The sequence below is a fragment of the Streptomyces sp. ITFR-6 genome, assembly GCF_031844725.1.
GTDB lineage: Bacteria > Actinomycetota > Actinomycetes > Streptomycetales > Streptomycetaceae > Streptomyces.
In genome coordinates, this window is record NZ_CP134612.1 from 2,882,605 (window position 1) to 2,898,773 (window position 16,169).

17 protein-coding genes are annotated in these 16,169 nt (G+C 69.5%); 2 read left to right on the forward strand and 15 right to left on the reverse strand.

Features of this window, described 5'->3' with window-relative positions:
• Positions 1-2 precede the first annotated feature (2 nt).
• The 12 genes from RLT59_RS12765 to RLT59_RS12820 form a co-directional block, all read right to left on the reverse strand.
• Positions 3-677, reverse strand: a complete 675-nt coding sequence (locus tag RLT59_RS12765; protein WP_311303517.1) for a pilus assembly protein TadG-related protein — start codon at positions 675-677, stop codon at positions 3-5.
• Entirely contained in the window at positions 677-907 is a 231-nt protein-coding gene (locus RLT59_RS12770; protein ID WP_311303518.1) for a hypothetical protein, read from the reverse strand. Before RLT59_RS12770 ends, RLT59_RS12765 begins: the two co-directional genes overlap by 1 nt.
• Before the next feature lie 210 nt (positions 908-1,117).
• Positions 1,118-2,200, reverse strand: a complete 1,083-nt coding sequence (locus RLT59_RS12775) for a response regulator (RefSeq protein WP_311303519.1) — start codon at positions 2,198-2,200, stop codon at positions 1,118-1,120.
• Positions 2,201-2,214: 14 nt separating this feature from the next.
• Positions 2,215-3,546 (reverse strand): sensor histidine kinase, encoded by a 1,332-nt coding sequence (locus tag RLT59_RS12780; RefSeq protein ID WP_311303520.1) that lies wholly within the window; start codon positions 3,544-3,546, stop codon positions 2,215-2,217.
• 50 nt (positions 3,547-3,596) lie between these two features.
• The gene (locus tag RLT59_RS12785; protein ID WP_311303521.1) at positions 3,597-4,481 is read right to left on the reverse strand and encodes a DUF5936 domain-containing protein; all 885 of its coding nucleotides are present in this window, start codon (positions 4,479-4,481) and stop codon (positions 3,597-3,599) included.
• Positions 4,482-4,495: 14 nt separating this feature from the next.
• Positions 4,496-5,434, reverse strand: a complete 939-nt coding sequence (locus RLT59_RS12790; RefSeq protein ID WP_311303522.1) for a type II secretion system F family protein — start codon at positions 5,432-5,434, stop codon at positions 4,496-4,498.
• 10 nt (positions 5,435-5,444) lie between these two features.
• The gene (locus RLT59_RS12795; protein ID WP_311303523.1) at positions 5,445-6,782 is read right to left on the reverse strand and encodes a TadA family conjugal transfer-associated ATPase; all 1,338 of its coding nucleotides are present in this window, start codon (positions 6,780-6,782) and stop codon (positions 5,445-5,447) included.
• A gap of 46 nt (positions 6,783-6,828) precedes the next feature.
• Positions 6,829-7,203, reverse strand: a complete 375-nt coding sequence (locus tag RLT59_RS12800; RefSeq protein ID WP_311303524.1) for a TadE/TadG family type IV pilus assembly protein — start codon at positions 7,201-7,203, stop codon at positions 6,829-6,831.
• Positions 7,204-7,206: 3 nt separating this feature from the next.
• Positions 7,207-7,653: a TadE/TadG family type IV pilus assembly protein gene (locus RLT59_RS12805; RefSeq protein WP_311303525.1), complete on the reverse strand. Its 447-nt coding sequence runs from the start codon at positions 7,651-7,653 to the stop codon at positions 7,207-7,209.
• A 14-nt stretch (positions 7,654-7,667) separates the two neighbouring features.
• Positions 7,668-8,939: a CpaE/TadZ family protein gene (locus tag RLT59_RS12810; protein ID WP_311303526.1), complete on the reverse strand. Its 1,272-nt coding sequence runs from the start codon at positions 8,937-8,939 to the stop codon at positions 7,668-7,670.
• A gap of 7 nt (positions 8,940-8,946) precedes the next feature.
• The gene (cpaB, locus tag RLT59_RS12815; RefSeq protein WP_311303527.1) at positions 8,947-9,654 is read right to left on the reverse strand and encodes a Flp pilus assembly protein CpaB; all 708 of its coding nucleotides are present in this window, start codon (positions 9,652-9,654) and stop codon (positions 8,947-8,949) included.
• 142 nt (positions 9,655-9,796) lie between these two features.
• On the reverse strand, positions 9,797-10,663 hold the full coding sequence (locus RLT59_RS12820) for a hypothetical protein (protein ID WP_311303528.1): 867 nt from the start codon (positions 10,661-10,663) through the stop codon (positions 9,797-9,799).
• A gap of 581 nt (positions 10,664-11,244) precedes the next feature.
• On the opposite strand from RLT59_RS12820, the gene RLT59_RS12825 reads away from it, so the two are divergent.
• Positions 11,245-12,981, forward strand: a complete 1,737-nt coding sequence (locus RLT59_RS12825) for a chitinase (protein ID WP_311303529.1) — start codon at positions 11,245-11,247, stop codon at positions 12,979-12,981.
• Positions 12,982-13,062: 81 nt separating this feature from the next.
• On the opposite strand, the gene RLT59_RS12830 is transcribed toward RLT59_RS12825, so the two are convergent.
• The gene (locus RLT59_RS12830; protein WP_311307710.1) at positions 13,063-13,875 is read right to left on the reverse strand and encodes an SDR family NAD(P)-dependent oxidoreductase; all 813 of its coding nucleotides are present in this window, start codon (positions 13,873-13,875) and stop codon (positions 13,063-13,065) included.
• Between RLT59_RS12830 and RLT59_RS12835 the strand changes: the two genes are divergently transcribed.
• Positions 13,789-14,097 (forward strand): helix-turn-helix domain-containing protein, encoded by a 309-nt coding sequence (locus RLT59_RS12835; RefSeq protein ID WP_399125321.1) that lies wholly within the window; start codon positions 13,789-13,791, stop codon positions 14,095-14,097. The genes RLT59_RS12830 and RLT59_RS12835 overlap by 87 nt on opposite strands.
• 21 nt (positions 14,098-14,118) lie before the next feature.
• Here the strand turns inward: RLT59_RS12835 and RLT59_RS12840 are convergent, their stop codons facing one another.
• Both RLT59_RS12840 and RLT59_RS12845 read right to left on the reverse strand, forming a co-directional pair.
• Positions 14,119-15,633, reverse strand: coding sequence for a GntP family permease (locus RLT59_RS12840; protein ID WP_311303531.1), 1,515 nt, complete (start codon positions 15,631-15,633; stop codon positions 14,119-14,121).
• A gap of 125 nt (positions 15,634-15,758) precedes the next feature.
• Positions 15,759-16,169, reverse strand: a complete 411-nt coding sequence (locus tag RLT59_RS12845) for a RidA family protein (RefSeq protein ID WP_311303532.1) — start codon at positions 16,167-16,169, stop codon at positions 15,759-15,761.

Here is a 16,169-nt window from a genome sequence, read left to right on the forward strand (position 1 = left end):
CGTCAGGAGTCGATCAGGTGCACGGAAAAGATCAACTTGCCGAGTTCAGGAAGAGGGTTCTTGTCGGTCAGGTCGATCGTGACGTCCTGGCCTCCGTCACAACGGAACTCAAACAGACCTGGGGTGTCCTTCGACTCGTCCTCGCCCTTGTCGTGGTCCCTTTCCCCATCCTCACCCTGCCCCGGGTTATCGGGCAGCTGGGGAGCGGACTTTAAGGTGCAGCGGAATTCGATCACCGCTGTGGCCGACGCCGTGGCATGGTCGTTCTTGGTCGAGGGGATCACTGAAGGACCCACTGTGTAGCGAGTCCTCACCTTGGCAGTAACTCTGTCCTGCCAGTATCCCGGCTTCCAGTGGAAGTCGGTCAAATCCGAACGATTCCTGGATGCGAGCCGAACGGCTTCCGACTCCCCTGCTCGGAAGTACTGATATCCGCTCAAGAAATCGTCTAGGCCGTCGGGGTCCCGAAGCGCCTGGAGGAACGGCAATTCCAGGTCGTCGCGGGCCTGCTGAGCCGCGGCGAGTGCGGCGGCATCGGCAGCGCCCTGGGCTCCGTTGCGCGTGGCCGACGCCTGACCGACTGCAAAGAAGGCGAACGCGAGAAAGAGCAGACCTGCCACCATCACGATGTAGATGGGGAAGGCCTGCCCTGCCTCGCTGCGGTCCTTCGCAGCCACTAGCCCGCCTTGACCTGTGCCACCAGCCCGGTGATGCGAGTCGTGATCGCGCTGCCGATCCCCGAAGCCACCATCCCCCCGATGATCGCGACGACCACCAGAATGATGCCGAGGTACTCGAACGCCGTCTGCCCCCGGTCCGCCGTCTCGTAGCGCTTCTGGATCCTCGATACCGCGGTGTTGGCCCAGCCGTTGATGCGGACGGCGGTCTTCAGGGTGATGTTCGACATAGTGGTCCCCTCCGGATTCGGCCGACCGGTTGCCGGCGGGCTCGTGCGTTTCTTCGCTGTCGCTCCCGGTACCGGCTTCCTCCCGGCCGGTACCGTGAGTGACGGGAGAAACATATGGCGGAACACCCTGTCCGCCAGAGGGTCCCAGGGCCCATTCCCGGGCCCAATCACCCACCTGGGTCCTGCGCTTCCCGTTTCGGTCCGGCACGGCTACCTGCCCCCTTGTGTGCCGGGGCCCGGGGTGGGGGCCGTGCCCAGCCAGCGGGCTATCGCCTCGCTCCGGCTGGCGCTGTGCAGTTTGGTGAAGATCCGGTTGATGTGGTTCTTCACGGTCTTCTCGCTGATGAAGCAGGTGGCGGCGATTTGCTGGTTGCTCATTCCCGAAGCGATCAGCTCCATGACCTCCACCTCCCTCGAACTCAGCCCGTGTTGGGGCCTGTTAGGGGACGAGCCCAGCCCCCCGGTCACTGAAGACTGTCCCATACCTGATTGCACATGCGAAAGACCCTGTGGTTGCTGTACGGGGCGAATCGCAGGTGGCGGCATCGGCGCGGGTGTTCCGGGTGGGGGGACGTGTGCATACGCACCAGGGCCGGGGGCGCGGGTCTCGTAGCCGGGTACCTGGTAGGGAACGCCCGTGGTCAGGGCGGATCCGAGGCCCTCCGGGAGGGGGGCGGCCTGTGGTCCGGGGTCCTGGCGCATGTGGGCGAGCAGGGCGTCCGCCGCCGTGGCGGTGAAGTGCGCGCGGCCGCTCCTCGTGTCGCGTACCGCCTGTACGAGCTGGTCCGCCGTGAACTCGCCGTGGACCAGATAGCCGCTCGCACCCAGGCGCAGCGCCTCATGGACGATCGCGCTCTCGCGGCTGTAGGTCAGCATCATCACGGGGGCGACCCGCACCAGGTGCGGCAGGGCGGATATGCCGTCCACGCCGGGCATCCGGACATCGAGCAGGACGACATCGGGGCGGTGGCGCAACGCCATCTCGTAGGCCTGGCGGCCGTCCGCCGCCTCCGCGGCGACCTCTATGTCCTCGCGTCCGGAGAGCAGGGCGCCGAGGCCGGCCCTGACCACCGGGTTGTCGTCGGCCACGACGACCCGCAGCAGGCCGGTCGCGGGCGGGAAGGCGGGAGGGAAAGCGGGCAGGGGGACGGGTGGCGCCGCATGTTGCGGGGCGGGGAAGCCCGGGGAGCCGGCTTCCGAATTGATGGGCGTGGCATGCGAGGACGTGTGCTGGGAGGCGTGGTGCCGCGCTTCCCGGTTCCGGCCGGCCGCGTGCGAGATCTCATCCGGCATGGTGCGACCTCCTCTCAGAGAGCGGTACTTCGGGTGGGGTGGGGTGTGGGCGGTGTCGGGGACAACGTCGTCAGGGGCAGCTCCAGGCGGACTTCCGTGCCGGTGGCCGCCTCGCCCCTGCCGATGCGGATGCGGGCGCCGATGGACGCGGCGCGTTCGACCATGCCGACGAGACCGAAGTGGCCGGCCCGTTGGAGGTCGTCGAGCGTGGTGCCGACGGGAAGGCCCTGCCCGTCGTCGTACACGCTGACGCGCAGGATGCCGCCCTGCACGCCGGCCAGCACGATCACGTAGGAGGGGTGGGCGTGGCGCTGTGCGTTCTCCATCGCCTCGGAGGCGATGGTGAGGAGCTGACGGCCGACCGCCTGGGGCACCGGGGGGACCGGCGTCTCCTGGAGGGGCCTGAAGGTGGCGGCGAGGTGGTGGCGGCGGGTGAAGTCGGTTGTGCGGGAGCGGAGTTCGGTCATGATGTCCACGCCGCCGTCCAGTCCGTGGTCCCGGCGCAGGTCGGACAGGAGCTCCCGTGACTCGGCGGCGGCGCGACGGGCGGAGCGGGCGACCAGTTCCGCCTGGTGCTTGACCGTGAGGGGATCCATCCGGTCCGCGGAGTGGGCCAGGCCGTCGGCGGCGAGGGCCAGTCCGTGCAGGGTCTTGGCGACCGAGTCGTGCATCTCGCGGGCCAGCCGGGTGCGTTCGGTCACGACGGCCTCGCTGACCGCGAGCCGGGCCCTGGTCTCCGTGAGGGCCTGGCTCGCGGTGCCGAAACGGAGCAGCAGATTGCGCAGGGTGACGCCGACGGCCCCGGCGATCACGCAGAATCCGGGGAGGAGGAGTGCGGTCGCCTCGCTCCCGTCCAACTTCGGGTCGGCTCCGTAGACGACGAAGATGATCACCGTCTGGAGGGCGGTGAACACCGCGGAGCCCCGCCATCCGTAGACGAGCCCGGCCAGCAGCGGCGTGCAGACCGTGACGTACGCCAGGGTGGACTCCGGTGTGGCGGTGACCAGCAGCAGTGCGCCGAAGCAGGAGTCGACGCCGATCAGCCAGCGGTGGCGCAGGAAGACCGGGCCGAAGCGCTCCCAGTCCCGGAAGAGGACGTAGGAGCCCATGAAGGTGACGACGATGGCCGCGCCGATGAGCCAGGTCGCCGGGCCCCGTGCCGTGCGGTCGATGGCGAACGGTGTCGCCATGGCGATCATCGCGAGCCGGAAGCCGAAGACCTGGCGGCACATGGCCTGGAGAGCGTTGAGCTGGATCGCGAAGGCCGGGCGGTCGGTCGGGTTGGCGAGCGCGTGGCGCACGTCGTCCGTCGGTTGTGCCCGCTGGTCGCCGAGTGGGAATGCCATGGCCTGTCACCTCCGCCTGCGCGTGCTGCTCATCATCCTCGTCATGCGGGTCATCCGCCGAGGAACGAGAAGTCGACGTCGGCGCCGTACACGAATCCGACCGTCAGGAGCAGCAGGGTGCCGGGGAGCAGGAAGGTGGTGACGGCGAAGGTCGCCTTCGGGACGGCCTTGGCCGCCTTGCGGCGGGCGTTCTGGGCATCGGTGCGGCGCATGTCGTTGGCGATCTGGATCAGCGTCTCGACGATCGGCGCACCGAGTTCCTCGCCCTGCTGGAGTGTCGTCACGAACATCGCCACCTGCTCGGAGTCGTTGCGCCTGCGGAGCTCCTCGAAGGCCTGGCGGCGGCTGACGCCCATGTCCATCTGGCGCAGGGTGATGCGGAGTTCGTCGGCCCAGGGGCCCTCGTACTTCTCCGCGACGCGTTCCAGCGCCTGCCGGAAGCCGAGTCCCGCCGAGACGACGACGGCGAGGACGTCCAGGAAGTCGGGGAGCGTGCGCTCGATGTGGTCCCTGCGGACCCGGACGGCCGACCAGATGCCGACCTCGACCCAGAAGGCGCCGAACGCGACGAGCAGGACGGCGAGGAAGAGCTGCCCGCGCATCAGCATCGTCAGGGCGCCGAACGCGCCGAGCACCCCGTAGACGGCGCGGCGGGCGGCGTACCGGTCGATGGTGAGCCCGCCGGGGTTGCCGGCCATGTCGATCTGGCGGCGCTTCTTGCCGACCGCCTTGGCGCCCATCATCCTGAGCACCGCGGGGGCCCACCGCATGCCCATCCGGTCGATGACGGAGCCGACCGCGCCGGTACGGGTGGAGCCGACCTCCAGGGCGATGGCGAGGTCGCCGGGGAGCTTGGCGTCGGCCCGGTACATCCGGATGCCGGCGATCGCGCCGTACACGGCGAGACCCACGACGAGTGCGAGCAACAGGTCCATGTCCGCTCCTCCCCTCAGACGTCGATACGGGACAGGCGGCGGATCACGACGAATCCGATCGCGTACAGGATGAGCGCGACGACCACCGCGACCTGGCCGATCAGCGCGCCGGTCATCCGGTCCAGGGCGCCCGGCATCACGGCGTTCATCAGGAGCATGGCGGCGAAGCCGAAGCCCGGGACGGCGTACGCCGTGACGGTCACCTGGGAGAGCTGGGTCTTGACCTCGCGCCGGGTCTCCTTGCGCTCCTCCAGTGTCTGGGTGAGGTTGCGCAGCGAGCTGACGACCATGCCGCCGGCCCGGTTGGACAGGACGAGGGTGGTGACCAGGACGACGAGTTCGCGGGACGGCAGCCGGTCGGTCAGCTCGCTGAGGGCGTCGTCCAGTGATTCGCCGACGTCGAGCCGGCGTACGACCCGGGCCAGTTCCTCGCCCGCGGGGTCCTCCAGTTCCTCCGCCGCCATGGCGAGCGCGGTGCGCAGGGCGAGTCCGGCCCGGGTGGCGTTGGCGAGGATGCGGGAGAGTTCGGGGAGCTGGTTGATGAAGCGGTCGGTGCGCTTGGTGCGCTGCCAGTTCAGGAAGGCGTTGGTGCCCCAGAGGCCGATCAGGGCGGCCACCGGGCCGAAGAAGGAGGCCAGGACGGAGGAGGCGGCCAGCCAGAGCCCGACCATGGCGACCAGCGCGTAGACGAAGAACTCGCCCGGCGTGATGTCCAGGCCGGTGGCCGCCAGCTTCAGCTCGATCCTGCGGCCGAGACCCGTCCTGCGCAGTCGGCGGTCGACGCCCTGGAAGCGGCGGTGGCGTCCGGCGGAGGGCAGCTGACCAGGGTGCGAGAGGCGGTCGAGGAGGGCGTCGCGGTCGGCCTTCCCGCCGGCGTACGCGTGCAGACCCACGACGCCGAGTACGCCGCAGACGAGGGTGACGCCAATCGTGAGGAGGGCGAGATTGGTCATGGCGCGGTACCTACTTGGCCTCTCGGGTGGCGAGCTGTTCTTCGGACGTGGCGACCCCGAAGGCCTGCGGGATGGGCTGGCCGGCCATGTAGAGGCGTTCGGCGGCCTTCCGGGGCAGCGGGAGGTACTGGAAGTGGCCGTGGACCCTGCCGTCGGCGCCCATGGGCCGGGCGTTGAAGCGGGCCACGCTGACGATCCGGTAGTGGTCCCGGCCGTGCGAGTCGAGCACGGCGATCTCGGTGACCTTGCGGGTGCCGTCGGCGTGCCGGGTGAGCTGGACGATCACGTCCACGGCGCTGTTGATCTGGTCGTGCAGCGCCTCGAAGGGGATCTTGATCTCCGACATCGAGGCCAGTGTCTGGAGGCGCATCAGCGCGTCCTCCGCGCTGTTGGCGTGCACGGTGGCGAGGGAGCCGTCGTGGCCGGTGGACATCGCCTGGAGCATGTCGAGCGACTCGCCGCCGCGGACCTCACCGACGATGATGCGGTCGGGGCGCATGCGCAGGGAGTTGCGGACCAGGTCGCGGATGGTGACCTGGCCCTTGCCCTCGACATTCGCGGGCCGGGACTCCAGCCGGATGACGTGGTTCTGCTGGAGTTGGAGTTCGGCGGAGTCCTCGATGGTGACGATGCGCTCGTTGTTCGGGATGAGTCCGGAGAGCGCGTTGAGGAGGGTGGTCTTTCCGGTGCCGGTGGCGCCGGAGACGATGATGTTCAGCTTGGCCTGGACGAGCCCGGAGAGCAGCAGCAGCATCTGCTCGTCGAGCGAGCCGAAGCTGATCATCTCCGGGAGGGTGAAGGAACGGGGGAACCGCCGGATGGTGAGCGTCGCGCCGGTCAGGGAGAGCGGCGGGATGATCACGTTGACGCGCTCCCCGCTGGGGAGGCGGGCGTCGACCATCGGATTCGACTCGTCCACCCGGCGGTTGACCGTGGAGACGATCCGTTCGATGGTCTGCATCAGCTGTTCGTGCGAGCCGAAGCGCATCGGGAGCTGTTCGACCTTGCCGCTGCGCTCCACGAAGATCTGGTCGGGCCCGTTGACCATGATCTCGGTGATGGACGCGTCCTCCAGGAGCGGTTCGAGGATGCCGAGACCGAGGGCCTCGTCGACGACGCGGCGGATCAGCTGCGAGCGCTCCACGGTCGACAGGACCGGTCCCTCGCGGCTGATGATGTGGCCGAGTACGCGCTCCAGGCGGGCCCGCCGGTCGGCGGCGGCCAGCGAGGACATCTCCGCGAGGTCGATCTCCTCAAGCAGCTTGGCTCGGTAGGAGGCGACCATGTGGCCGTCCTCGCGGCCCCCACCGCGTTCCTCGGGGGCGGTGATGCGTGCCCGCAGACTCATGGTGCCAACTCCTCGGTCCGGCTTGCTGGTGGTGCGGTGCGGGGGCTCAGTCGCGCGGCATGGTGGAGCTGCGGGTGGCCTTGCCCAGGAGGTCGAGGCCGGGGATGACGCCGGGGATCTCGACGTGGGCGGTGTACGTGACGTCGTCGGTTCCGCCCGATGTCTCCCAGCTCAGTCCGTCCGCGAGCCAGCCGCTGATCGCGCTCGCGCCCGCCTGTTCGGGCGATCCGGCCGTCGGGTCGTCCTGACCGGCCGTGCGGGCGGCGACGCGCGCGGCGGTGCCCGCCTGGTTCACGGTGTACGCGGCGATGCCGAGCTGGATGGCGCAGAGGCCGACCAGCAGCAGCAGCGGGATGAACCCCAGGTACTCGATGGCGACCTGTCCGCGCTCACGACGGGACCCGCGCCTGTTTCCGCTCATCGTTCAGCCCTCCTTCACCGAAGCCGCTTCGCCGGTGACCGTCGGCCCCCAGTCGAGTACGCCCGGCACCAGGACGGGCACGTCCAGGTGGACCCTGGCCCGGTACAGGCCGGAGCCGCTCACTCCGCACTCGATGGAGCCGCCCCGCCAGGCGTCGGGCAGGTCCTCGTTGGCCGCCTGCTCGCAGGCGGCGCCGCGGTTCCCCTGTGCCCCGCCCCCGGCCCGCGCTCCCATATCCGCCGCGTTGCTGGCCAGGGTGAACGTGTAGCCGAACAGGGCGCACTGCCAGAGCACCACGAGCAGCAGAATGATCAGAGGCGTCACCCCGACGAACTCGATCGCGGTCTGCCCTCGGTCGCGGTCCCGGCTCCCACCGGGATCACGCCTCCCGCCTATGACCCCGTCCCCGCCCGTACCGCTGCCCGCTGTCGCCGTCCGCGTCGTCGCCATGGATGCGCCCCCTCTCAGTCGGTTCTGCCACGGCCGGCGATCTCGCCACGCCTGCGCTGACGGCCGATCGAGCCGCGGTCGCCCCGGTACTTCTCCCGGCCCGCCCGGGCGGCGGGGAGCTTCACCAGGCCCAGCTCCCCCGCCAGCGCCCAGAGCGCCTGTTTCACCACGCTCTTCTGGTCGAGTTCATGCATCCGTCCGGCATCGACGGCGCTCTGGAGTTCCTTGAAGTTCGCGGGAATCGACGTTCCGGCGAGCCGGGTCCCGGTGATCTTCTGGATCAGCGCCGGCTGGATCTCGGTGTTCCGGTTGAAGCGGTTGACGACCGTCGTCGTCTCCTCCGCCTTGCGGATCTGGAGCCGGTCCCACATCCGTACGATGCGCTTCGCGCCGCGTACCGCGACCACGTCCGGGGTGGTGACCAGCAGCGCGGTGTCGGCCATCTCGATCGCCGCGGCGTTGGCACCGCTCATCTGGGCGCCGCAGTCGATGATCAGGATCTCGTAGCGTGAGCGCAGCGCGCTGACGATCTGCCGGGCCGCGCGGTCGCTGACCTCCTCGCCGCGCTCCCCCTCACCGGGGGCGAGGAGCAGCGCGATCCCGGTGCTGTGGCTGAACACCGCGTCGGACAGGACGCGCGGGGAGATGTCGCTGATCGCGGCCAGGTCGACGATGGAGCGGCGGAACTGGACGTCCAGGTACGAGGCGATGTCCCCGGACTGGAGGTCCATGTCGACCAGCGCGACGGTCCGTCCGGAGGCCTGGGCGGCGAGGGCGAGCTGTACCGCGGCGACGGTGGTCCCCACGCCGCCCTTGGCGCCGCTGACCGTGACGACGGTGCCGCCCGGCCCGGTGAAGACGTCGCCGCCGGCGCCGAGGTGGCGGCGTACGCCGACGGACCACTGGGCGGCGGACTGGACCCGGTTGACCAGTTCCTCGTAGCCCAGCGGCAGGGTGACCAGTCCGCGCGCCCCGGAGTCCATCGCCGCGGAGAACAGGCTGGGGCTCGCGTCGGCGGTGATGAGCACCACCCCGACGGCGGGGAAGCGCAGGGACACCTCCCGGATCAGCTCCAGGGCCGGCACCGGCCCGATCCGCTCGTGGACCAGCACCACCTCGGGCAGTTCGTCGAGCGATTCCCCGGCGAGGCGGGCGAGGGTGTCGATGAGCTGGGTCGAGTCACCGACCGGGGCGGCCGGTTCCGCGTCGGGGAGCTGGCTGAGCAGGGTGGTGACGGATCTGGCCGCGTCGGCTTCACCGACGGCCGGGAGGATCCTCGTGGTCATCCGATCCTCACTTGTCCTTGTCGAGCGTGTACGTGCGGTCGCCCGGACGGATGTCGCTGTCGCTGCCGGGCGCGATGAGCGCGAGGCGTACGTGCTGCGCGAACGATTCCGCGTACGCGATGCGCTGGGTGTCGAGGGTGTTCAGCGCGAAGGTGATCGGCACGGCTTCGGTGGCCTGGCTGCCCTTGCCGTCGCGGCTCGGGTCCAGCGGGGTCAGCTTGCCCACGTCCAGGACCTTGGCGTTGGAGACGATGACCTTGGACTGGGCCGGTTCGCCCTCGCGCTCGCCGGCGAAGGTGGCGTAGACGTTGACCGTGGCGCCGGAGGTGATCTTCCCGGCCACGCCGGTGGCCGCGTCGATCATGATCGCGATCTCCTGCTCACCGGGTTTCAGGGCGGGCCGTGCCTCCATCATGTCGGACTGGAGCAGCGAGCCCTTCTTGAGCGTGGTGAGGGCGATCTTGCCGTTGACGTCCGAGAGGTCGGTGACCGCGTTGGCCGAGAGCCACCGCTTCGGCATCGACACCTTCTCGAACCTGTCCGGAGTCAGGCCGGTGAAGGGAGGGATGTCGCTCTTCAGCCGGTAGGCCGAGACCTCGGGGCCGACCTTCGAGTTCGCGTCACTGATCACCGAGAGCACGCCGGCGAAGGCGCCGAAGGCGCACAGGACCGAGAGCAGCAGGAGTATCACGCCACGGCGCTGTCGGGAGTTCATGGGCCGGACAACCTCGTTCGGGTCGGATGTGTGGGGGGGCGGACGGGGGAAGGGCGCGGGGGCCGGGCGGGCTGATCCGGGTGTGCGGCTCGGGTGCGTCCGGGCCGCGAGGGGAGCCGCGGAGGAGGAATCCGCGGGGTTGCTACGGCCGCGGCGGTGCGGGCGCCCCTTGGTTCATGACACCGGACGACAGCATTCGCGCCTCGGTGGCGGGAAGGGGTGAGGAACAGAAACCGCAACGATCACCGATCAGCTCCATTCCGCACCAGTGACACGTCACGCGCCGTACCGAGGACACGAGTTGATACAGGACGGAGATATCAGGAAGGTAGGCGGCAAATTCGATCAGCTTGCCGGTTCCCCACCACCGGGGGGATTCAGCGGGAAGCTTTGCGTCCTGAATCGCCTGCACCTTCCAGGCGGGCGCCAGGGTCTGCCGCACCCAATCGGACTGCAACTGCCCCTGGGCCACCTGCAGATGGGTGCCGAACTGTGGTCCTGCCAGCGGCTCCGCCGCCGGACCGACCTTGATGAGCTGCGGATTCGGTCCGGCGAGTACGGCGAACTGGGAGCCGGGCAACCAGGAATGGGCGTGGGTCTTCAGGCTGACGGGGACGCGGTCGAACCTGGTCACCGAATTCAGCAGGGCGCCCGCGTGGATGTAGTGGGACAGAAGCCGCACGGAGGAGGCGATCACTCCGGGGCTGAAGTCACAGACGGACAGCTGCCGTAGCTGTCTGACCAGCACGGCCACACCCAGCGGCGGCAGATCCACCTTGAGCAGCGCGATGCGGTCGCTCTCCAGCACCGAGCGGACGGCGTGCAGCCGCCGTTCGTGCGCGAGCGCGATTCCTGTCGGGTACACAGCGATTACGTACCCGTGCCGCTCCAGCATCATGTGCATGTCGCCGATTGCCAGATCCAACGCCTGGTCATCGGGCGACTGGAGCAGGGCCGCCGTCGGCGTCTGCTGGTCTGTCGGCGGCAGGACCAGATCGGTGCTGGTCACTGCTATTGCGGTCGGCACGCTGTTCCCCGTTCGGCTCCGGTCGGCGTCGCCTTGACGTCGGCCGCAATCGCTACTGCTCCGCGCTTCCGCCTCAGCCCCTCCTTCAGCACTTTAACCGTGTCCTACACGGCAGAGAACACCCAAAGGAACGCGGCAACAGCACCACTGTTCCATCGCCGGCACAACACTCCCGTACGAAATCGGACAAAACCGAAGGTTGTTAACTCCCGTACCACTACGGAGGGTTACTGTCAGCCATTCCCATTTCCGTACCGCTGGAATTCATTTGCGCACGTCACCATGGATCTTGACATGCGCTTGCCACGCGACAGGTCGACGGAATCCGTCACTGTCCGACCCGGTCGTCCACGTCACCCGCGAGAGGGACGCGCACCGGGCGGCCGGCTGCCGTCCGCGGGCCGACGGCGTACGCGGACAGCTGTCGCTGCCAGAGGTCTTGACAACTTGATTGGTCTGGACCAGTTTATCGGCCAGCGGTGGCCACCGTTCCTCGATTCCACACCCCCCGACATCCCCGTGTCGCTCCCCCGCCATCCCCAACTCCCCCACGGAGGCAGCAAGTGGAACGTTCCCCCGTAACCAACCGAAGAGGGCGTCGCACCCGTCAGGCGCTGGGCGCCGCCGTGGCCGTCGTCGCCGCAGGCGCCCTGACCGTCACCGGTCTCGTCAGCACCGCGCAGGCCGCCGACGTCAACGTGGCCAAGAACGCGGGCTTCGAGTCGGGCCTCGCCAACTGGACCTGTTCCGGCGGCTCGGGCGCCACCGTCTCGTCCCCCGTGCACGGCGGCACCTCCGCCCTCAAGGCCACCCCGGCCGGCCAGGACAACGCCCAGTGCACCCAGACCGTCGCGGTGAAGCCCAACTCGACCTACGCGCTCAGCTCCTGGGTCCAGGGCGGCTACGCCTACCTGGGCGTCAGCGGCACCGGCACCACCGACGTGTCCACCTGGACGCCCGGCTCCAGCAGCTGGTCCCAGCTCTCGACCAGCTTCAGGACCGGGGCGAACACCACCTCGGTCACCGTGTACACGCACGGCTGGTACGGCCAGTCCGCCTACTTCGTCGACGACCTCTCGGTGAGCGGCCCCGACGGCGGCGGCGGGACCGACCCCGGCCCGACGATCCCCGCCGCCCCGGCCGGTCTCGCGGTCGGCACGACCACGGCCTCCTCCGTCTCCCTCTCCTGGAACGCGGTGTCCGGCGCGACCGGTTACACCGTCTACAAGGACGGCGCGAAGGTCACCACCACCACCGGCAACTCGGCCACCGTCACCGGGCTCACGGCCAACACCGCGTACCAGTTCACGGTGACCGCCACCAACGCGGCCGGTGAGTCCGTCAAGTCCGCCTCGGTCAGCGGCCGTACGGCCGTCGGGGGCGGCGGAACCGACCCGGGTGTCCCGTCCACCTCCGTGCCCAAGCACGCCGTCACCGGCTACTGGCAGAACTTCGACAACGGCGCGACCGTGCAGAAGCTCAGCGACGTTCCGGCGAACTACGACATCATCGCGGTCTCCTTCGCCGACGCCACGACCACACCCGGCGCCGTCACCTTCAACCTGGACACGGCGGGCCTGAACGGCTACACCGTCGACCAGTTCAAGGCCGACATCAAGGCGAAGCAGGCGGCCGGGAAGAACGTCATCATCTCGGTCGGCGGCGAGAAGGGCTCGGTCTCGGTCAACAGCGACGCGTCCGCGACCAACTTCGCCAACTCCGTCTACTCGCTCATCCAGGAGTACGGCTTCAACGGTGTCGACATCGACCTGGAGAACGGCGTCAACTCCACGTACATGACGAAGGCACTGCGCTCACTGTCGCAGAAGGCGGGCTCCGGCCTCGTCATCACGATGGCGCCGCAGACCATCGACATGCAGTCCACCGCCGGTGAGTACTTCAAGACGGCACTCGGCATCAAGGACATCCTGACCGTCGTCAACATGCAGTACTACAACAGCGGTTCGATGCTCGGCTGCGACGGCAAGGTCTACTCGCAGGGTTCGGTGGACTTCCTCACCGCGCTCGCCTGCATCCAGCTGGAGGGCGGCCTCGACCCCTCGCAGGTCGGCCTCGGTGTCCCCGCCTCCACCAGTGGCGCGGGCAGCGGCTACGTGGCCCCCTCGGTCGTGAACGCCGCGCTGGACTGCCTGGCCAAGGGCACCGGCTGCGGCAGCTTCAAGCCGTCGAAGACCTACCCCGGTGTGCGCGGCGCGATGACCTGGTCGACCAACTGGGACGCCAAGTCGGGCAACGCCTGGTCCAACGCGGTCGGACCGCACGTGCACGGCCTGCCGTAACGTTCCGCGGTCCCGCACCACGGGGCCCGCATCCATGACCAGCAGCGCCGCCGCTCCCCCGGCGGCGCTGCTGCATGCCGGTCAGCGCAGGCGGGTGGCCGCGATACCGCCGTCGACGTCGAGGGTCGCGCCGTGGACGAACGCCGCCTGGTCGGAGGCGAGGAAGCGGACCGCGTAGGCGATGTCGGCGGGGCGTACCGGGGAACCGGCGGGGGTGCCCTTCGTCAGCGCGGCCAGCTGGTCCGCGCTGGCCGAGGTGCCGCGAGTGGCCGTGGCTCCCGGCGCGACGGTGTTCACGCGGACGCCACGAGGGCCGTACTCGGCCGCCCACGCCCGGGTCAGCTGCTCCACCGCCGCCTTGGTCGCCGGATACAGCGCCTTGCAGGGGACGCCCACCCGGGCCATCCAGGAACCGATGTTCACGATGACGCCGGACCCGCGCTCGGCCGTACGCGGGGCCAGCTCGGCGACCAGGACGTGCGGGGCCCGGATATCGGTCGCCCACAGCGCCTGCATCTCCTCGTCGGAGACCGTCTCGGTGAGCCCGCCCGGGTACACGCCCGCGTTGTTGACGAGGATGTCGACGGTTCCGCCGAGGGCATCCCGCGCACGCTCGGCGAAGGCCCGGATGTCGGCCGGCTCGCCGCCGAGGTCCGCGGTGAGCACGTGGGCCCGCCCGCCGGCCGCGACGATCGTGTCCGCGACGCGCCGCGCTCGCCCCGCGTCCTGGCCGCACTCGACGACGGTGACCCCATCGTGCCCCGTGTCGTGAGCGTGCTGACCGGCCGCATGGCCGAGCCGTGGTCGATGCGGGTGCTCGCCGCCGAGGTCCGCACCAGCCAGCCGACCCTGTACCGGCGCTTCAAGGAAGCGACCTCCATGACGCCCCTGCAGTACCTCAAGCGGCTCCGCCTCGGCGAGGCCCGCCACCGCATGGTCGTCCTCGGAGAATCCGCAGCACAGGCGGCCCTCGCCGTCGGCTACCGAAGCGTCCCCCACTTCACCCGCGATTACCGCCACCTCTACGGAGCATCGCCGGCGGCCGACGGCACCCAGCTGCGAGAACAGCTGCGTCAAGGAGGGTTCGAGGGCCTGCCCACTCGCACCGATGCCTGACCGCAAGGCCCTGGAACAGGCCTAGATCACCAGGCTCAGCAGCGCCGCGACCACGAAGCCGGTGACGGACAGGACCGTCTCCAGCACCGTCCAGGACTTCAGGGTGTCGCGCTCCGAGATGCCGAAGTACTTCGACACCATCCAGAAGCCGCCGTCGTTGACGTGCGAGGCGATGATCGAACCGGCCGAGATCGCCATGATGATCAGCGCCAGATGCGGCTGGGACATGCCCTGGCCCTCGACCAGCGGGACGACGATGCCCGCCGTGGTGACGATGGCGACGGTCGCGGAACCCTGCGCGATGCGCAGTACCGCGGAGATCAGCCAGGCCAGCAGGATGACCGGCAGGCCGACGTCGTTGAAGGTGTCCGCGAGCGCGTCCGCGATGCCGCTGTTCTTGAGCACGGCGCCGAAGATCCCGCCCGCGCCGACCACCAGCAGGATGTTGCCGACCGGCTTGAGGGAGGAGGTCGACACCGATTCCAGGGACTTTCGGGACCAGCCGCGCCGGATGCCGAGCAGGTAGTACGCGAGCAGCAGTGCGATGGTCAGGGCGACGAACGGGTGGCCGAAGAACTCGATGACCGAGCGGAGCGTCGAGGGGTCCAGCGCGATGGAGGAGAACGTCGCGGCGAGGATCAGCAGCAGTGGGGTGCCGATGATCCCGAGTACGGTGCCGAGCGCGACCGGGGCCTCCTGCGGGGTGACCCCGGCGGCGCGCTGTTCGGTGACGACGGCGGCCTTGGCCTCCTCGGCCGCCTCGACCATGTCCTGCGGGACGTCGACGAAGATCCGCTTCCCGATCCAGGCGGCGTAGCCCCAGGCGGCCAGTACGGACGGGATGCCGACGAGGGCGCCCATCAGGATGACCCAGCCGAGGGAGACGTGGAAGAGGCCCGCCGCGGCGACCGGTCCGGGGTGCGGCGGCAGGAAGGCGTGGGTCATGGACAGGCCCGCGAGCAGCGGCATCGAGTACAGCAGGATCGACTTGCCGCGGGGGGTCCCCCCTGGTCGAGCGGAGTCGAGACCTAGGGGGCGCTTGGCGGCGGCGTACACGATCGGTGCGAGGACGAAGATGCCGACGTCGAAGAAGACCGGGATACCGAAGATCAGACCGGTCAGGCCCATGGCGAGCGGGGCGCGCTTCTCTCCGAAGAGGTTCAGCAGACGGGCGCTCAGCACCTCGGCTCCGCCGGAGACTTCGAGGATCGCGCCGAGCATCGTGCCGAGGCCGATGATGATCGCGACATGGCCGAGGATGCCGCCCATGCCGGATTCGATGATGGAGACGGCGGCGGAGCTCTGCACCGTACCGAAGAGCTCGGTGACGGAGAGTCCGGCGCCCAGGCCGACGGCTATGGAGACGGCGAGGAGTGCGACGAACGGCTGGAGCCTGACCTTGATGATCAGGAGGAGGAGGAGCGCGATACCGAGGACGGCGACGGTCAGGAGACCGGCCGTCCCGTCTATGAGGAGGAGGAGTCCACCGGTGTGGGGTGGCGTCTCGACCGGTGGGGGGCTGGCGGCGAGCTGCATGGGTAACTCCGTTGTCATCCATGGGGCTTCGGGTAGGGAGGAGCGCGGCAGGGCGCCCCGGTGGGGCGGGGCGCCGTGCCGTGCGGTGGTGCGGTGGTGCGGGTGCGGCAAGGTGTTGATCAGGCTCAGCCGAGCACCGCGAGGGCGTCGATCTCGATGAGCAGGCCCTTGGGCAGACCGACGTAGACCGTCGTCCGGGCGGCGGGGGCGGCCTTGAGGTCCTGCTCGCCGAAGTAGGTGTTGTAGATCTCGTTCATCTCGGCGAAGTGGTCGACGTCCGTGAGGTAGACGCGCATCATCATCACGTCGTCCCAGCTCGCGCCGCCCTCCTCCAGGATCGCCTTGACGTTGGCGAAGGTCTGGAGGGTCTGCTCGCGCAGGGTGGGCCCGGCCGGGGTCGGGGCCTGGCCCTCCACAGCGGGCAGGAAGCCGACCTGGCCGGCGACCTGGAGGATGTTCCCCTTGCGTACCCCGTGCGAGAACTTCGCGGGCGGGGCGGTGTGGGTGCTCGGGGTGAGTGCGGTCTTGTCGGTCAT

Bases quoted from the DNA above. Each gene is read 5' to 3' on its own strand.
- RLT59_RS12780 (WP_311303520.1), bottom strand. From the start codon at position 3,546: ATGGCATTCCCACTCGGCGACCAGCGGGCACAACCGACGGACGACGTG.
- RLT59_RS12810 (WP_311303526.1), bottom strand. From the start codon at position 8,939: ATGACCACGAGGATCCTCCCGGCCGTCGGTGAAGCCGACGCGGCCAGA.
- RLT59_RS12790 (WP_311303522.1), bottom strand. From the start codon at position 5,434: ATGACCAATCTCGCCCTCCTCACGATTGGCGTCACCCTCGTCTGCGGC.
- RLT59_RS12835 (WP_399125321.1), top strand. From the start codon at position 13,789: ATGCGGGTGCTCGCCGCCGAGGTCCGCACCAGCCAGCCGACCCTGTAC.
- RLT59_RS12840 (WP_311303531.1), bottom strand. From the start codon at position 15,633: ATGCAGCTCGCCGCCAGCCCCCCACCGGTCGAGACGCCACCCCACACC.
- RLT59_RS12800 (WP_311303524.1), bottom strand. From the start codon at position 7,203: ATGAGCGGAAACAGGCGCGGGTCCCGTCGTGAGCGCGGACAGGTCGCC.
- RLT59_RS12795 (WP_311303523.1), bottom strand. From the start codon at position 6,782: ATGAGTCTGCGGGCACGCATCACCGCCCCCGAGGAACGCGGTGGGGGC.
- RLT59_RS12785 (WP_311303521.1), bottom strand. From the start codon at position 4,481: ATGGACCTGTTGCTCGCACTCGTCGTGGGTCTCGCCGTGTACGGCGCG.
- RLT59_RS12770 (WP_311303518.1), bottom strand. From the start codon at position 907: ATGTCGAACATCACCCTGAAGACCGCCGTCCGCATCAACGGCTGGGCC.
- RLT59_RS12805 (WP_311303525.1), bottom strand. From the start codon at position 7,653: ATGGCGACGACGCGGACGGCGACAGCGGGCAGCGGTACGGGCGGGGAC.
- RLT59_RS12775 (WP_311303519.1), bottom strand. From the start codon at position 2,200: ATGCCGGATGAGATCTCGCACGCGGCCGGCCGGAACCGGGAAGCGCGG.
- RLT59_RS12845 (WP_311303532.1), bottom strand. From the start codon at position 16,169: ATGACCGACAAGACCGCACTCACCCCGAGCACCCACACCGCCCCGCCC.
- cpaB (WP_311303527.1), bottom strand. From the start codon at position 9,654: ATGAACTCCCGACAGCGCCGTGGCGTGATACTCCTGCTGCTCTCGGTC.